The organism is Pseudomonas sp. AL 58 (genome assembly GCF_036348395.1).
GTDB classification, from domain to species: Bacteria; Pseudomonadota; Gammaproteobacteria; order Pseudomonadales; family Pseudomonadaceae; genus Aquipseudomonas; species Aquipseudomonas defluvii.
Genome location: NZ_JAZBQR010000002.1, coordinates 257,242 through 272,592 on the forward strand (window position 1 = coordinate 257,242; position 15,351 = coordinate 272,592).

Genomic DNA, 15,351 nt, shown 5'->3' on the forward strand with positions numbered 1-15,351 from the left:
GCGCTATTCGCCGTGCAAATGTCCGTAGCTTTTCGGCCTTGGCCCGGACTATCGTTCCAGACTCTCTTCTCGGTAATGGATCTGCCCATGAGCGATGCCCACAGTGCCCTGATCACCCGCTTCTATCAGGCCTTTCAGCGGCTGGATGCCGAGGCCATGGTGGCCTGCTACAGCGACGATGTGCTTTTCAGCGACCCGGCCTTCGGCATTTTGCAGGGCAAGGATGCGGGTGATATGTGGCGCATGCTGACGACTCGCGCCAAGGATTTCTCCCTGACGTTCGACAATGTGCGCGCCGATGAGCGCAGTGGTGGCGCTCACTGGGTGGCCACCTACCTGTTCAACCAGACCGGCCGGGTCGTGATCAACCACATACAGGCGCGCTTCGTGTTTCGCGACGGCAAGATCTGTGAGCACCATGACAGTTTCGAAATGTGGCAATGGGCGCGCCAGGCGTTAGGCATGAAAGGTTTGCTGCTGGGGTGGACGCCATGGCTGCAGGGTAAGGTGAGGGCGCAGGCGTTGAAGGGCTTGCGGACGTTTCAGGCTGCCCGCTGAGGCGGTAAGCTGTGAGCCTTGTCGTCTTCTTTACGAATATGCCGTGACCGATAGCCTCTGTGAACCCACCAGCAAACCTTGGTACGTCTACCTGGTGCGCGCCGCCAACGGCTCACTGTACTGCGGTATCAGTGATAACCCGCAACGACGTTTCGAGGCTCATCAGAAGGGGCGGGGCGCTCGCTATTTCAGCACCAGCCCGGCGGTCGCGCTGGTGTATGTCGAGGTGTGGCCGGACAAGGCTGAAGCCCTGCGCCAGGAGCGGCTGGTGAAGAAGCTGCGCAAAAGTGCCAAGGAGGCGTTGGTCGCCTCCTATCTCGCGGTCAGTCCTTGCGACGCTTGAGCTGATCGGTCAGCTGTGTCGGCAAGCCTTTGATGATCAGTGTTCCGGCTTCCTCGTCATATTCGATCTTCGAGCCAAGCAAGTGCGCTTCAAAGCTGATCGACAAGCCTTCGGCTCGACCGGTGAAGCGGCGGAACTGATTCAAGGTGCGCTTGTCGGCAGGGATTTCCGGTGACAGGCCATAGTCCTTGTTGCGGATGTGGTCGTAGAAGGCCTTTGGGCGGTCCTCATCGATCAGGCTGGAGAGTTCTTCCAGGGTTACCGGCTCACCGGCTTTGGTCTGGCTGGTGGCGTAATCGACCAGGGTCTGGGTTTTCTCTCGGGCGGCTTCCTCGGGCAGGTCTTCGCTTTCGACGAAGTCACTGAAGGCCTTGAGCAGGGTGCGGGTTTCGCCGGGGCCGTCCACGCCTTCCTGACAGCCAATGAAGTCGCGGAAGTATTCCGAGACTTTCTTGCCGTTCTTGCCCTTGATGAAGGAAATGTACTGTTTCGAGTTCTGGTTGTTTTGCCACTCGGAAATGTTGATGCGTGCAGCCAGGTGAAGCTGACCCAGGTCCAGATGGCGCGACGGGGTGACGTCGAGCTCGGCGTTAACCGCCACGCCTTCACTGTGGTGCAGCAGGGCGATGGCCAGGTAATCGGTCATGCCTTGCTGGTAGTGGGCAAACAGCACATGGCCACCCACCGAGAGGTTGGACTCTTCCATCAGCTTCTGCAGGTGTTCGACGGCGACACGGCTGAAGGCGGTGAAGGTCGTACCGTTGTCCAGGTACTCCTTGAGCCAGCCACTGAACGGGTGCGCCCCGGATTCGGCATGGAAGAAACCCCAGGCCTTGCCCTGTTTGGCGTTGTAGCTGTCGTTGAGGTCGGCCAGCAGGTTTTCGATGGCGGTCGACTCGCTCAGTTCAGAGTCGCGGGCATGCAGCACGGCTGGGCTGCCATCGGGCTTTTTGTCGATCAGGTGGACGATGCAATGACGGATCGGCATGGGATTCTCGGCTGAAAAAGGGCAGGGCGCTGCCATATTGCAAAGTCGCCCAGTGTAACCCAGACCTGGGGCTGCGCCGTGTCTGGATGTATTGTGAAATGGCCTTTGTTCATTTTTTGTTCGATTTTTTGCGTTTTTTGGCGCAAACCCCCGAAAAACCTGAACATTTGCCTTGCTTGAGGCGGATATTTATTCGCCTCTGTGGTAGCTTTGCCCCCGTCTTGCGCCCCCCTATGTGGCGCATCGCTGGCAGACCGCTCGTGTCACATCGAACCAAACGTCATTTTGCGTATCTACATACGCGATTGGTGTGGCTGTAACACCGAGCCGCCGGGCATTTGCAGGCCTGGCCCGATAGCTGACGCGGCACTCTGCAAACCAACTGAATTTGATAGGGAAGGAACACCACCATGGCATTGACCAAAGACCAACTGATCGCCGATATCGCTGAAGCTATCGACGCGCCAAAAACCACCGCGCGTAACGCTCTGGAGCAACTGGGCCAGATCGTTGCTGATCAACTGGAAAATGGCAGCGAAATCACTCTGCCAGGTATTGGCAAACTGAAAATCACCGAGCGTCCTGCCCGTACCGGCCGTAACCCATCGACTGGCGCTGCCATCGAAATCGCGGCCAAGAAAGTTGTCAAGTTCGTTCCAGCCAAAGTGCTGACCGACGCTGTCAACAAGTAAGTCGTAAGCTGTTCCTGAAGCCGCGCCTGATGTTTGTCTGGCGCGGCTTTTTCATGCCTGCCGTTCGGCCCAGCGTTGCTGGCGCCATTGTTGCCGGGCGGCTGTGTCCTTGAAGGTCCAGGCCACCAGACGGCTTTGCTTCTGCCCTTGCCCCATCTCGACGACGCGATGCTCGAGAGCGCCCGCCTTGTTCAGGGCCGCCTGAATGCCAGGCAGGTTGGAGGCTTTGGAGACCAGGCTGGTGAACCACAGCACCTGTTGACCCATCGCCGCGCTTTCGGCCACCAGTTGGCTGACGAAACGTATCTCGCCACCCTCGCACCACAGTTCATTGTTTTGCCCGCCAAAGTTGAGCACAGGCAGTTTGCGCTTGGGGTCGGCCTTGCCCAGCGCCCGCCATTTGCGCTGGCTGCCACGGGTGGCTTCGTCGCGCGAGGCATGGAAGGGCGGGTTGCACAGGGTCAGGTCAAAGCGGTCTTCAGCGCTGAGCAGGCCGAGCAGGATGTGTTTGCGGTTGCTCTGCAGGCGAAGGCCAATGGCCTTGCCCAGCCCATTGGCCTGGACGATGGCTTTGGCCGAGGCCAGTGCGACGGTATCGATGTCCGAGCCTACGAAGCGCCAGCGGTAATCGCTATAGCCGAGCAACGGGTAGATGCAGTTGGCGCCCACACCGATGTCCAGCGCCTGGATTTTCGCCCCGCGAGGAATTTCGCCGGCGTTGTCGTCGGCCAACAGGTCGGCCAGTGCGTGCAGGTAGTCGGCGCGTCCGGGGATGGGCGGGCACAGGTAGTCTGCCGGTATGTCCCAGTGCTGGATGCCGTACTGGGCCTTGAGCAGGGCCCGGTTGAAGACCCTTACGGCCTCGGGGTCGGCAAAATCAATGCTGGGTTTGCCGTACGGATTCGTGATCAGGAAACGGCCCAGTTCCGGGCTGCTTTTGATCAGTTGGGGAAAGTCATAGCGGCCCTGATGGCGATTGCGCGGGTGCAGGGTCGGTTTGTTGGGTGTGCTCATGAGGGTGTCCTGTGGAACGCATCGCGGGCAAGTCCGCTCCTACACGGTTGGTTGTCAACCTGTAGAAGCGGGCTTGCCCGCGATGGCGTTACGGCGGCGTACTAGCGGTTACAGGCTGGCAATCCGCGCATGCTGCTCGGTGAAGTTGGCCAAGGCCTGCTCGGCTTCAGCCAGCTTGGCGCGCTCCTTGTCGATGACGGCAGGTGGCGCCTTGTCGACGAACGCTGCGTTGGACAGCTTGCCGCCCACGCGCTGGACTTCGCCTTGCAGGCGCTGGATTTCCTTGTTCAGGCGCGCCAGCTCGGCATCCTTGTCGATCAGGCCGGCCATGGGAACCAGTACCTGCAGATCGCCTACCAGTGCGGTAGCGCTCAGTGGTGCCTCGTCCTGTTCGCCCAGCACGGTGAAGGATTCGATCTTCGCCAGCTTCTTGAGCAGCGCTTCGTTTTCCTGCAGGCGGCGCTGGTCTTCGCTGCTGGCGTTCTTCAGGAACAGTTGCAGTGGTTTGCCCGGGCCGATGTTCATTTCGCCACGGATGTTACGCACGCCGAGCATCAGTTCCTTCAGCCACTCGATGTCGCCTTCGGCAGCCGTATCGATGCGGCTGTCGTTGGCCACTGGCCAAGGCTGCAGCATGATCGTCTTGCCTTCAGCACCGACCAGCGGCGCCAGGCGCTGCCAGATTTCCTCGGTGATGAATGGCATGAATGGGTGAGCCAGGCGCAGCGCGACTTCCAGTACCCGTACCAGGGTGCGACGGGTGCCGCGCGCGCGCTCGACAGGCGCGTTTTCGTCCCACAGCACAGGCTTGGACAGCTCCAGGTACCAGTCGCAGTACTGGTTCCAGATGAACTCGTACAGCGCTTGAGCTGCCAGGTCGAAACGGAACTGCTCCAACTGACGGGTCACTTCGGCTTCGGTGCGCTGCAGCTGCGAGATGATCCAGCGATCAGCCAGTGACAGTTCGTAGGCTTCGCCGTTCTGGCCGCAGTCTTCGCCCTTGTCCAGCACGTAGCGGGCGGCGTTCCAGATCTTGTTGCAGAAGTTGCGGTAGCCTTCGACGCGGCCCATGTCGAACTTGATGTCGCGGCCAGTGGACGCCAGCGAGCAGAAGGTAAAGCGCAGGGCATCGGTGCCGTAGCTGGCAATACCTTCCGGGAACTCGGCACGGGTCTGCTTGGCGATCTTCTCGGCCAGTTTTGGCTGCATCATGCCGCTGGTGCGTTTTTCCAGCAGGGCATCGAGGGTGATGCCGTCGACGATGTCCAGCGGGTCAAGGACGTTGCCCTTGGACTTGGACATCTTCTGGCCCTGGCCATCGCGCACCAGGCCGTGGACGTAAACGGTCTTGAACGGTACCTGCGGGGTGCCATCCTCGTTCTTCACCAGGTGCATGGTCAGCATGATCATCCGGGCAACCCAGAAGAAAATGATGTCGAAACCGGTGACCAGCACGTCGGTGGAGTGGAACTTCTTCAGGAATTCGGTCTGCTCTGGCCAGCCGAGGGTCGAGAAGGTCCACAGGCCCGAGCTGAACCAGGTGTCGAGTACGTCGTTGTCCTGGTTCAGGACAACCTCAGCGCCCAGGTTGTGCTTGCTGCGCACTTCCTCTTCGCTGCGCCCGACATAGACCTTGCCGGCTTCGTCGTACCAGGCTGGAATGCGGTGGCCCCACCACAGCTGGCGGCTGATGCACCAGTCCTGAATGTCCCGCATCCAGGAGAAGTACATGTTTTCGTACTGCTTCGGTACGAACTGGATACGGCCATCTTCGACGGCGGCAATGGCCGGCTCGGCCAGGGGCTTGGTCGACACGTACCACTGGTCGGTCAGCCACGGCTCGATGACGGTGCCGGAGCGGTCGCCCTTCGGTACTTTCAGGGCGTGGTCGTCAACGCTGACCAGCAGGCCTGCGGCTTCAAAATCGGCGACGATCTGCTTGCGCGCGACGAAACGGTCGAGGTTGGCGTAGCGGGCAGGCAGGGTGGCATCGATGGATTCGTTGACGCTGCCGTCGAGGTTGAATACCTGGGCTGCCGGCAGCACCATGGCGTTCTTGTCGAAGATGTTCAGCAGTGGCAGGTTGTGACGCTTGCCGACTTCATAGTCGTTGAAGTCGTGTGCCGGCGTGATCTTCACACAGCCGGTGCCGAATTCCGGGTCGCAGTAGTCATCGGCGATGATCGGAATGCGGCGGCCAACCAGTGGCAGCTCGACGAACTTGCCGATCAGGGCCTGGTAGCGCTCATCGTTCGGGTTAACGGCTACGGCGGCGTCGCCCAGCATGGTTTCCGGACGGGTAGTGGCAACGACCAGGTAATCCTTGCCTTCAGCGGTTTTCGCGCCGTCGGCCAGCGGGTAGCGCAGGTTCCACAGGTGGCCTTTCTCGTCGTGGTTTTCCACTTCAAGGTCGGAGATTGCGGTGTGCAGCTTGGTGTCCCAGTTGACCAGGCGCTTGCCGCGGTAGATCAGGCCGTCTTCGTGCAGGCGCACGAAGGCTTCCTTGACCGCTTCGGACAGGCCGTCGTCCATGGTGAAGCGCTCGCGGCTCCAGTCTACCGAGGAGCCCAGGCGGCGGATCTGGCGGCTGATGTTGCCACCGGACTGGTCTTTCCATTCCCAGACCTTTTCCAGGAACTTTTCCCGGCCCAAGTCGTGGCGGCTCTGGCCCTTGGCTTCCAGTTGACGCTCCACCAGCATCTGCGTAGCGATACCGGCATGGTCGGTGCCTGGCTGCCACAGGGTGTCGCGGCCCTGCATGCGGCGGAAACGGATCAGGGCGTCCATGATCGCGTTGTTGAAGCCGTGACCCATGTGCAGGCTGCCGGTGACATTCGGCGGCGGAATCATGATGGTGTACGGCTCGCCCGCACCTTGCGGGGCGAAGTAATTCTCGGACTCCCAGGTCTGGTACCAGGAAGTTTCAATAGCGTGCGGCTGGTAGGTCTTATCCATGCGCGGCGGGACCCTATGGCGTTTATTCGGGAAAGCCGAGAAGTATAACGGGGAATAGGCGCTGGGGCGTAGCCTGAGGTGATGGCAGGAGGCAGAAAACGTCGTTTCACCCATTGCGGGCACGACCGGTATGGCGATCGCAGAGCAATGCGGGCCAACGGCCCGCGGATTTACTCTGGCAACTGGTTCAGCAAACGCTCAAGACGCGCATCCAGCCGACGCTTGATCTCGGTTTCGATGTGCGGGGCGAAGTCATCGATCACGTCCTGCATGATCAGCTGTGCGGCAGCACGTAACTCAACGTCCAGGTGCAGGAGGGTATCCTGTCTCCTGGCCTGAGGGTCAGGTGCTTCCTGTGCCGGTGGCTGAGCGCTTGGCACTTCAGCTTCAAGCGTTGGCACAACCGGTTCGATGGCCTCTTCAAGCAGCAGTGGAATCTGCTCGTTGTGGTCCACGGTTTCGGTCAGCAAGGGTGGTTGCAGGGTATCGTCGCCGAGCAGTTGGCGGATCGACTCAAGGTCATCCAGCAAGTGCGCGGACTTGGAGTGGGGCGTGGGTTTGTCCATCGTCGTCAGAGTCGCTGTAAGCGGTGATCTTGCAGAGCATAGCCCTGTTGTCGGTAGAAACGGAAACTCTCCCGTGTCGCCTGGCGAATCGCGGGGTCTTCGACCACGATTTCAGCGATGCGGGCAAAACGGTCAGCGAAGCCTGGCACCTTCAGGTCGAGGTTGATCAGCAGGTCCTGATGGCTGCCGGGCGTGTCGCCCAGGCCCAATACCACAGTGGCCTCGGGGTCGTCTTCGGCATTGCTGTGCGGTACGAATGCCTCGCCCTTGAAGCGCCAGAGCAGTTCGTCCAGCTCGTCGCGCTGGGTGCTGTCGCTGCAGTTGAGGTAGACCTGGTGGCCGAGGCGCCAGGCTTTCTCGCACAATTTGCAGGCGAACACCAGCCGCGCCGAAAGGGCCGGGCTTGGGAGGATGTAGAAGTCGACTTGGCTCATGGTGTGGGGTGCCTGCCGGCTGCGCGTATGCGGCGCAGCCGGGCAGGGCGGCCTCAGCCGTTGGCGCGATCGAGCAGGTACTGGGTCAGCAATGGAACCGGGCGACCTGTAGCGCCCTTGTCCTTGCCGCCACTGACCCAGGCGGTACCGGCGATATCCAGGTGCGCCCACTCATAGGCCTTGGCAAAGCGCGACAGGAAGCAGCCCGCCGTGATGGTGCCGGCCTTTGGTCCGCCAATGTTGGCGATGTCGGCGAACGGGCTGTCGAGCTGTTCCTGGTACTCGTCGAACAGTGGCAACTGCCAGGCACGGTCGTCGGCGCGTTTGCCTGCTTCGAGCAGTTGCGCGACCAAGGCGTCATTGTTGCCCATCAGGCCCGAGGTATGGCTACCCAGGGCAACGATGCAGGCGCCGGTCAGGGTGGCGATATCGATCACTGCCTGCGGCTTGAATCGCTCGGCGTAGGTCAGGGTGTCGCACAGCACCAGGCGGCCTTCGGCGTCGGTGTTGAGGATCTCGACGGTTTGCCCGCTCATGGTCGTGACAATGTCGCCTGGACGGGTGGCGCCGCCGCTTGGCATGTTCTCGGCGCAGGCCAGCAGGCAGACCAGGTTGATGGGCAGTTGCAGTTCGAGCACGGCATGCAGGGTGCCGAAGACGCTGGCAGCACCGCACATGTCGTACTTCATTTCATCCATGCCGGCGCCAGGCTTGAGGCTGATACCACCGGTATCGAAGGTAATGCCCTTGCCCACCAGCACGAACGGCTTCTCGCTTTTCTTGCCGCCCTGGTAGTTGAGCACGATCAGTCGCGGTGGCTGGTCGCTGCCTTGGCCAACGGCGACAAAGGCCCCCATGCCCAGTTCCTTGAGCTTCTTCTCGTCGTGGATTTCGACCTTGAGGTTCTTGTGAGCCTTGCCCAGTGCCTTGGCTTCGTCCGCCAGAAAGCTTGGGTGGCACAGGTTGGGTGGCAGGTTGCCAAGGTCACGGGTGTAGCTCATGCCGCTGGCAATCGCACTGGCGTGCTTGACCGCGCGCTCGGTCTCGGCCTGGGTGGCCTTGTCGGTGAGCAGGGTGATTTTCTTCAGCGCCCGAGGCTCGGCTTTCTTGCTCTTGAAGCGGTCGAAGACATATTCGCCGTCGAGCAGGGTTTCGGCCAGCAGGCGGGTTTTTTCGTAAGGGGCATCACGGCCAGTGACCGCTACATCGTCCAGCGCCAGCACGGCATCGCTGCCGCCCAGGCCCTTGAGCACGTTCAGTACGCTGGACACGACTTTGCGCCAGCTGCGATCACCCAGTTCGGCGTCTTTGCCGGTGCCGACCAGCAACAGGCGCTCGGCCTTCAGGCCAGGCAGGCTTTGCAGCAGCAGCGTCTGGCCCACCTTGCCGGCCAGGTCGCCGCGCTTGAGCAGTGCGCTCAGGGCGCCGTCGGTCGCGTCGTCGATGCCTTTGGCGGTGGTGCCGAGTTTGCGGCCTTCACCGACAGCCAGTACCAGGGTTGCGGTCTTCAACGATGCTGCGGCTACACTTTTTACAACCAATTCCATGTCAGGGTCCCCAATGATCGGTCTGTGCGCTGTCTGTGCAGGCGCTTGGAGCGGCCTGGCGGCGCATCTGCGTGCCAGTGATAAAGCCGCCAGTTTGAGCCTGCTGCGCCCAGCCTGACAACCCCGAGATGACGCTTTGCGTACGCCAAGTGACAGGCACGGCCAATCACAGGATAATGCGCCAACTTTTTTGCCGGTTTCACGTCTGCAGCGTGCATCCGGTGCGACTGCTACGTTTCCCTTGTTCGGCTGTTTGAGCCTGACAACCCAGGAGTGTCTGGTTTGATCGTCTTTCGTTATCTGTCTCGCGAGGTCATGCTGACCTTGAGTGCCGTCAGCGCCGTGCTGCTGGTTATCATCATGAGCGGGCGCTTCATCAAGTACCTGGCTCAGGCCGCACAGGGCCTGCTCGACCCGAGCGTATTGTTCATGATCATGGGGTTCCGCTTGCCGGGTTTCCTGCAACTGATCCTGCCGCTTGGCCTGTTTCTGGGCATTTTGCTGGCATACGGCCGGCTCTACCTGGAAAGCGAGATGACCGTGCTCGCCGCCACCGGGATGAGCCAGCAGCGCCTGCTGGCGATGACCATGGCACCGGCCTTGCTGGTGGCCTTGCTGGTTGCCTGGTTGAGCCTGGGCCTTGCGCCTCAGGGCGTTGCGCGGGTGGCACAGATCATCAATGAACAGGACGCCTTGACCGAGTTCGACACCCTGGTTCCGGGACGCTTCCAGACCCTGCGTGACGGTTCACGTGTTACCTATAGCGAGCAGCTATCCGATAACCGTGAGAATCTGGGCGGGGTGTTCATTTCCGAGAAACGCGTCTCCCAGGACAAGAGCAAGGACCGCGGCCCTTCTGTGCTGGTGGCCGAGAAGGGGCGTCAGGAAGTGCAGGCGGATGGCAATCGTTACCTGATCCTGGAAAACGGCTACCGCTATGACGGTAATCCGGGGCAGGCCGATTACCGCATCATCAAGTACGACACCTACGGGGTGCTGTTGCCCAAGCCGGAAGTCAGCGAGGAAGTGACTGATCGGGAAGCAATCCCGACGTCGAAGTTGCTGGGTGCCAAGACCCTGCGCGAGCGCTCCGAGTTGCAATGGCGGATTTCGTTGCCATTGCTGGTGTTTGTCGTGACCGTGCTGGCCGTGCCGCTGTCGCGCGTCAATCCGCGGCAAGGACGTTTCCTCAAGCTGCTGCCGGCGATTCTTTTGTATATGGCGTATCTGACAATGTTGATCGCTGCGCGTGGTGCCCTGGAAAAAGGCAAGCTGCCGATCGCCTTGGGGCTTTGGTGGGTGCATGGCTTGTTCCTGCTCATCGGCCTGGGGTTGATGTACTGGGAGCCGTTGAAGCTCAAGCGTGCTGCTCGCCGTGCGGAGGTGGCCCGTGGTTAAACTCGACCGTTACATCGGCAAGAGTGTATTCCTGGCAATTATTGCCGTACTGGGGATCATTCTCGGCCTGGCCTCGCTGTTTGCCTACATTGATGAAATGAGCGACATCAGCAACACCTATACCCTGATGGATGCGGCTAGTTTTGTGCTGTTGACCGCGCCGCGTCGGCTCTACGACATGCTGCCGATGGCAGCACTGATCGGTTGCCTGATCGGTCTCGGCAGCTTGGCCAGCAGCAGTGAGCTGACCATCATGCGCGCGGCTGGCGTGTCTATTGGCCGTATCGTCTGGGCAGTCATGAAGCCGATGCTGGTGCTGATGCTGGTCGGCGTGCTGATTGGTGAGTACCTGGCCCCGGTCACCGAAAACAAGGCCCAGGCCGAGCGCTCCCTGGCGCAGGGCGGTGGTGAGGCGCAGTCTTCCAAACGCGGTATGTGGCATCGTCAGGGTGATGAGTTTGTCCACATCAACAGCGTCCAGCCCAACGGCCTTTTGTATGGCGTAACGCGCTACCGCTTCGACAGCGAGCGCCGCATGCTGACGTCCAGCTTTGCGCGCAAGGCCCAGTATCAGAACGATCACTGGTTGCTCAGTGGCGTCACCACCACGCACTTCCGCGGCGACAGCACTGAAGTGCTCAAGAGCCCCGAGGAGCGTTGGGATGTGGCGGTTACCCCCGAGTTGTTGAATACGGTGGTCGTTGCCCCGGACTCTCTCTCTATTTCCGGGTTGTGGGACTACATTCACTACCTGTCCGACCAGGGCTTGAACAACGCTCGCTACTGGTTGGCGTTCTGGACCAAGGTGATGCAGCCGATTGTGACGGCGGCGCTGGTGCTCATGGCGGTGTCGTTCATCTTTGGCCCTTTGCGTTCGGTGACCTTGGGGCAGCGGGTGTTTACCGGCGTGCTGGTGGGGTTCACCTTCCGGATTGCCCAGGACCTGCTGGGGCCGTCCAGCCAGGTGTTCGGTTTCCCGCCATTGTTGGCCGTGCTGATTCCGGCAGGTATCTGCACGTTGACAGGGGTATGGCTGTTGCGCAGGGCCGGTTAAGCCGTAACGCGTATGAAAAAGCCGACCCTGGGGTCGGCTTTTTCATGGGCGACTGATCACGGTTTCAGCGCTCAGGCCTTTTCCTTGCCCTTCTTGGGGATGCGCACCAGCTGACTGTCGGAATACATGTCATGCCAACTGCGCTTTTGTTTGTCGATCAATACCCAGAAGAAACCCAGGCCCAGGCACAGCCAGGAGGCGATGGAGACAACAAAGCGCAACAGTGCCTGCCACAGGCCGATGGCGCTGCCATCTGCGTTTTGTACGCGAATCCCCCAGACCTGCATCCCCAAGGTCTGTCCACCGTGGGTCCAGAATTTGGCGAAGAAGCCAAACAGCATGAACACCAGAATGGTCGACAGCAGCGGGTCGGTGTCCAGGGCGCCAGCATCGGTCAGTTCGCGCATCCGCGCCTCGCCGATGAAGGCCATCATGATCATCTTGTAGACCAGGGTGGTGACCATCAGCAGCGCTGTACACAGCAGGAAATCGTAGAACATTGCCGCAAGGCGACGCCCCAGGCCGACGGCTGGGAAATCGCCCTGAGGCTTCAACAGGTGCTTGGGCATACAAGAAGCCCTCCTTGCGCAAAACGCCCATTCTACGGAATAACAGGCACAAAAAAGCCCCTGCTGTTGCCAGCAGGGGCTTTTTATCGGGAAATCAATTTTCCGCGATAACTTCGTCAGCCTGCATGCCTTTTTGGCCCTGCACGGCGATGAAGGTAACTTTCTGGCCTTCTTTCAGGCTCTTGAAGCCGTTGCCCTGAATAGCGCGGAAGTGTACGAACAGATCCGGACCGCTTTCTGGAGTGATGAAACCAAAACCTTTTTCGTCGTTAAACCACTTGACGGTACCGCTCTGACGAGTCGACATAGCTTATTTCCTTTGGAACTTAGAATTAGTAACAGCTTCTTTCAAATGAAAGAGTACTGGGCTGGGTTGCAGGAAAGTAAGAGACGTCGAACGGGTTGTAGCAAATCTCAGAGCTACTGCCCAGGTCACGAACCATAGCGACCCATGCAAACACAGTGAACAGACAATACGCTAACTTTGAAGACAAAAACAAGCCCTGAAAAGCGCCGGATTTTGACCTTTTTAGCCGCTGCTTGGGCGATTTTTTCTGGTGCATTCCAAGCGGTTTTTCGGCTGTGTTCACATGTTGTGAAACGCGTTCGGTTACGAAAATCTCGAACGCGTTTCATCACGCTTCTGGGCGGGTATCAGCCGCGGTAGTAGCGTTGGGCAACAAAAGGCATCTTGCTGACTTTCATCGCTACGCGTTTGCCACGCACGATGGCCCACACAGGAGTATCCAGAGCGGCATGGGCAGTGTCCAGGTAGCCCATGGCTACAGGGGCGCTCAGGCTCGGGCCGAACCCACCGCTGCAGACACGGCCAATGACGCTGCCGGCTTCATCGACGATCTCGGCATCCTCACGGACAGGTGTGCGCTCTTGGGGCAGCAGGCCGACCCGCTTGCGTGCAACACCGTCTTGCTGCTGAGCGAAGATCCGCTCGGCACCCGGGAAGCCGCCCGCACGCGCGCCGTCGGCACGGCGTACTTTGGAGATGGCCCAGAGCAGGCTGGCCTCGATGGGGGTGGTTTGCGCGTTCATGTCGTGGCCATACAGGCACAGGCCGGCTTCCAGGCGCAGTGAGTCGCGCGCACCCAGGCCGATCGGGGCCACTTCCGGCTCAGCCAGCAGGCGACGTGCCAGGGCGTCGGCATTGGCCGCCGGTACGGAAATTTCAAAGCCGTCTTCACCGGTATAGCCGGATCGGCTGACGTAGCAGTCCACACCCAGCAACTGCACGCTGGTGAACTGCATGAAGGTCATGCCCGCGACTTCGGGAGCCAGACGCTCGAGTACCTTGACTGCCGCCGGGCCCTGCAGGGCCAGCAGGGCGCGTTCCTCAAACAGGGGCTGGATTTCGCACTGGTTGCCGATGTGCTGGCGCAGGTGCGCCAGGTCCTGCTCCTTGCAGGCCGCATTGACCACCAGGAACAAGGTGTCGTTGCCCAGGTTGGCGACCATCAGGTCGTCGAGGATACCGCCCTGTTCGTTGGTGAACATGGCATAGCGCTGCATGCCTACCGGCAAGTCGATGATGTCCACCGGCACCAGGCTTTCCAGTGCCTTGGCGGCTTCACTGCCCGTCAGGCGGATCTGGCCCATGTGCGAGACATCGAACAACCCGGCCTGTTCACGGCTGTGCAGGTGCTCTTTCATCACCCCCATTGGGTACTGCACGGGCATGTCGTAGCCAGCGAAGGGCACCATGCGTGCGCCCAGTTCCAGGTGCAGGGCATGCAGTGGGGTGGTGTGCAGTGTTTCGGTGGACATTGATGACTCCTTGGGACTTGAGAAGGGGTGTCAGCATTCGATGATGTTGACGGCCAGACCGCCGCGGGCGGTCTCCTTGTATTTGCTTTTCATGTCGGCGCCGGTCTGGCGCATGGTGCGGATAACTTTGTCGAGCGAGACGAAATGCTGCCCGTCGCCACGCAAGGCCATGCGTACCGCATTGATCGCCTTGACCGAGCCCATGGCATTGCGTTCGATACACGGCACCTGAACCAGCCCGCCGATGGGGTCACAGGTCAGGCCGAGGTTGTGTTCCATGCCGATTTCGGCGGCGTTCTCGACTTGCTGCACACTGCCGCCCATCACTTCGCAGAGGGCACCGGCGGCCATCGAGCAGGCCACACCGACCTCGCCCTGGCAGCCGACTTCGGCGCCGGAGATCGACGCGTTTTCCTTGTAGAGAATGCCAATGGCTGCGGCGGTGAGCAGAAACCGCACAACGCCGTCTTCGTTGGCACCCGGGATAAAGCGCATGTAGTAGTGCAGCACTGCTGGAACGATGCCGGCGGCACCGTTGGTCGGTGCGGTAACCACGCGTCCGCCAAAGGCGTTTTCCTCGTTGACCGCCAGTGCATAGAGGTTGACCCAGTCGAGCACCGAGAGCGCATCACGCAGGTTCGCTTCCGGGTGCTGACACAGTTGCCGGTACAGCGCGGCGGCCCGGCGCTTGACCTTGAGCCCACCCGGCAGGATGCCTTCATTGCGACAGCCAGCGGCCACGCAGTCCTGCATCACCTGCCAGATTCGCAGCAGGCCACTGCGGGTTTCGCTTTCCGGGCGCCAGGCGGCCTCGTTGGCCAGCATGACCTGGCTGATCGAGAGGTTCTGTGTGGTGCAATGGCTGAGCAGTTCCTTGGCAGTCTTGAACGGCAATGGCAGCACCGTGCGGTCCTCGACGATGCGGTCGGCCCCGGCTGCATCATCATCCACGACAAAGCCGCCACCGACCGAGTAGTACTCGCGGCTGCGAATTTGCAACCCGGCAGCGTCGAAGGCGCGAAAGATCATGCCGTTAGGATGGTAAGGCAGCGGTTTGCGAATCATCGCCAGGTGCTGCTTTTCAATGAACGCGATGCTGTGTTCGCCTAGCAGTTTCAGCTGTCCGCTGCTGCGGATGGCCTGTAGGCGAGCAGGAATGGTTTCGGTATCGACGCTGTCGGGATGCTCGCCTTCCAGGCCGAGCAAAACCGCCTTGTCGCTGCCGTGGCCTTTGCCGGTGGCGCCGAGCGAGCCGTGCAGCTCGACTTTGACGCTGACGGTGGCGCCCAGCAGGTGATCGCGGCGTAACCCTTCGGCGAAGCGCGCAGCGGCACGCATCGGGCCGACGGTGTGGGAACTGGAGGGGCCGATGCCAATCTTGAACAGGTCGAAGACGCTTAGTGACATGGTCGTGCCCTCAGGGGTGGGACGGTTGCAGGAGCCGGTTGTGCCGG

At 60.6% G+C, this 15,351-nt stretch carries 15 protein-coding genes; 5 read left to right on the forward strand and 10 right to left on the reverse strand.

The window, feature by feature from the left end:
• The first annotated feature begins 87 nt into the window (after positions 1 to 87).
• Positions 88 to 558: a nuclear transport factor 2 family protein gene (locus UIA24_RS01590; RefSeq protein ID WP_330522031.1), complete on the forward strand. Its 471-nt coding sequence runs from the start codon at positions 88 to 90 to the stop codon at positions 556 to 558.
• A 43-nt stretch (positions 559 to 601) separates the two neighbouring features.
• Positions 602 to 901 (forward strand): GIY-YIG nuclease family protein, encoded by a 300-nt coding sequence (locus UIA24_RS01595; protein ID WP_065760914.1) that lies wholly within the window; start codon positions 602 to 604, stop codon positions 899 to 901.
• Here the strand turns inward: UIA24_RS01595 and yejK are convergent.
• Positions 882 to 1,889, reverse strand: coding sequence for a nucleoid-associated protein YejK (yejK, locus tag UIA24_RS01600; protein ID WP_065760913.1), 1,008 nt, complete (start codon positions 1,887 to 1,889; stop codon positions 882 to 884). The genes UIA24_RS01595 and yejK overlap by 20 nt on opposite strands.
• A 410-nt stretch (positions 1,890 to 2,299) precedes the next feature.
• Between yejK and UIA24_RS01605 the strand changes: the two genes are divergently transcribed.
• The gene (locus UIA24_RS01605) at positions 2,300 to 2,581 is read left to right on the forward strand and encodes an HU family DNA-binding protein (protein ID WP_009398256.1); all 282 of its coding nucleotides are present in this window, start codon (positions 2,300 to 2,302) and stop codon (positions 2,579 to 2,581) included.
• Between the two features lie 51 nt (positions 2,582 to 2,632).
• Here UIA24_RS01605 and rlmF read toward each other — a convergent pair whose 3' ends face one another.
• From rlmF to UIA24_RS01630, 5 genes are all read right to left on the reverse strand, one after another.
• A complete protein-coding gene (rlmF, locus tag UIA24_RS01610) occupies positions 2,633 to 3,595 on the reverse strand; it encodes a 23S rRNA (adenine(1618)-N(6))-methyltransferase RlmF (RefSeq protein ID WP_330522032.1) in 963 nt (320 codons plus the stop codon).
• A gap of 108 nt (positions 3,596 to 3,703) precedes the next feature.
• On the reverse strand, positions 3,704 to 6,550 hold the full coding sequence (locus tag UIA24_RS01615) for a valine--tRNA ligase (RefSeq protein ID WP_065760911.1): 2,847 nt from the start codon (positions 6,548 to 6,550) through the stop codon (positions 3,704 to 3,706).
• Between the two features lie 170 nt (positions 6,551 to 6,720).
• A complete protein-coding gene (locus tag UIA24_RS01620; protein WP_065760910.1) occupies positions 6,721 to 7,116 on the reverse strand; it encodes a DNA polymerase III subunit chi in 396 nt (131 codons plus the stop codon).
• Positions 7,117 to 7,121: 5 nt separating this feature from the next.
• Entirely contained in the window at positions 7,122 to 7,550 is a 429-nt protein-coding gene (locus UIA24_RS01625; protein WP_065760909.1) for a DNA polymerase III subunit chi, read from the reverse strand.
• 53 nt (positions 7,551 to 7,603) lie between these two features.
• The gene (locus tag UIA24_RS01630) at positions 7,604 to 9,097 is read right to left on the reverse strand and encodes a leucyl aminopeptidase (protein ID WP_330522033.1); all 1,494 of its coding nucleotides are present in this window, start codon (positions 9,095 to 9,097) and stop codon (positions 7,604 to 7,606) included.
• 282 nt (positions 9,098 to 9,379) lie between these two features.
• Here UIA24_RS01630 and lptF point away from each other — a divergent pair, with 282 nt between their 5' ends.
• Together lptF and lptG are read left to right on the forward strand one after the other, a co-directional pair.
• Positions 9,380 to 10,495 carry an LPS export ABC transporter permease LptF gene (gene lptF / locus UIA24_RS01635; RefSeq protein WP_330522034.1) on the forward strand — a complete coding sequence of 372 codons (1,116 nt, stop codon included), beginning with the start codon at positions 9,380 to 9,382 and terminating at the stop codon, positions 10,493 to 10,495.
• On the forward strand, positions 10,488 to 11,549 hold the full coding sequence (gene lptG / locus UIA24_RS01640) for an LPS export ABC transporter permease LptG (protein WP_065760172.1): 1,062 nt from the start codon (positions 10,488 to 10,490) through the stop codon (positions 11,547 to 11,549). Before lptF ends, lptG begins: the two co-directional genes overlap by 8 nt.
• A 71-nt stretch (positions 11,550 to 11,620) precedes the next feature.
• On the opposite strand, the gene UIA24_RS01645 is transcribed toward lptG, so the two are convergent.
• From UIA24_RS01645 to UIA24_RS01660, 4 genes are all read right to left on the reverse strand, one after another.
• Positions 11,621 to 12,118, reverse strand: coding sequence for an RDD family protein (locus UIA24_RS01645; protein ID WP_065760171.1), 498 nt, complete (start codon positions 12,116 to 12,118; stop codon positions 11,621 to 11,623).
• 94 nt (positions 12,119 to 12,212) lie between these two features.
• On the reverse strand, positions 12,213 to 12,425 hold the full coding sequence (locus UIA24_RS01650; protein ID WP_065760170.1) for a cold-shock protein: 213 nt from the start codon (positions 12,423 to 12,425) through the stop codon (positions 12,213 to 12,215).
• Between the two features lie 347 nt (positions 12,426 to 12,772).
• Positions 12,773 to 13,897, reverse strand: coding sequence for a glycine cleavage system aminomethyltransferase GcvT (gcvT, locus tag UIA24_RS01655; RefSeq protein ID WP_065760169.1), 1,125 nt, complete (start codon positions 13,895 to 13,897; stop codon positions 12,773 to 12,775).
• A gap of 30 nt (positions 13,898 to 13,927) precedes the next feature.
• Positions 13,928 to 15,304, reverse strand: a complete 1,377-nt coding sequence (locus UIA24_RS01660; protein WP_330522036.1) for an L-serine ammonia-lyase — start codon at positions 15,302 to 15,304, stop codon at positions 13,928 to 13,930.
• Positions 15,305 to 15,351 lie beyond the last annotated feature (47 nt).

Excerpts from the sequence above, each read along its gene's own strand:
- UIA24_RS01590 (WP_330522031.1), top strand. The coding sequence starts at position 88 with ATGAGCGATGCCCACAGTGCCCTGATCACCCGCTTCTATCAGGCCTTT.
- UIA24_RS01620 (WP_065760910.1), bottom strand. The coding sequence starts at position 7,116 with ATGGACAAACCCACGCCCCACTCCAAGTCCGCGCACTTGCTGGATGAC.
- UIA24_RS01615 (WP_065760911.1), bottom strand. The coding sequence starts at position 6,550 with ATGGATAAGACCTACCAGCCGCACGCTATTGAAACTTCCTGGTACCAG.
- yejK (WP_065760913.1), bottom strand. The coding sequence starts at position 1,889 with ATGCCGATCCGTCATTGCATCGTCCACCTGATCGACAAAAAGCCCGAT.
- UIA24_RS01630 (WP_330522033.1), bottom strand. The coding sequence starts at position 9,097 with ATGGAATTGGTTGTAAAAAGTGTAGCCGCAGCATCGTTGAAGACCGCA.
- UIA24_RS01650 (WP_065760170.1), bottom strand. The coding sequence starts at position 12,425 with ATGTCGACTCGTCAGAGCGGTACCGTCAAGTGGTTTAACGACGAAAAA.
- UIA24_RS01660 (WP_330522036.1), bottom strand. The coding sequence starts at position 15,304 with ATGTCACTAAGCGTCTTCGACCTGTTCAAGATTGGCATCGGCCCCTCC.
- UIA24_RS01645 (WP_065760171.1), bottom strand. The coding sequence starts at position 12,118 with ATGCCCAAGCACCTGTTGAAGCCTCAGGGCGATTTCCCAGCCGTCGGC.
- UIA24_RS01605 (WP_009398256.1), top strand. The coding sequence starts at position 2,300 with ATGGCATTGACCAAAGACCAACTGATCGCCGATATCGCTGAAGCTATC.
- rlmF (WP_330522032.1), bottom strand. The coding sequence starts at position 3,595 with ATGAGCACACCCAACAAACCGACCCTGCACCCGCGCAATCGCCATCAG.
- UIA24_RS01625 (WP_065760909.1), bottom strand. The coding sequence starts at position 7,550 with ATGAGCCAAGTCGACTTCTACATCCTCCCAAGCCCGGCCCTTTCGGCG.
- gcvT (WP_065760169.1), bottom strand. The coding sequence starts at position 13,897 with ATGTCCACCGAAACACTGCACACCACCCCACTGCATGCCCTGCACCTG.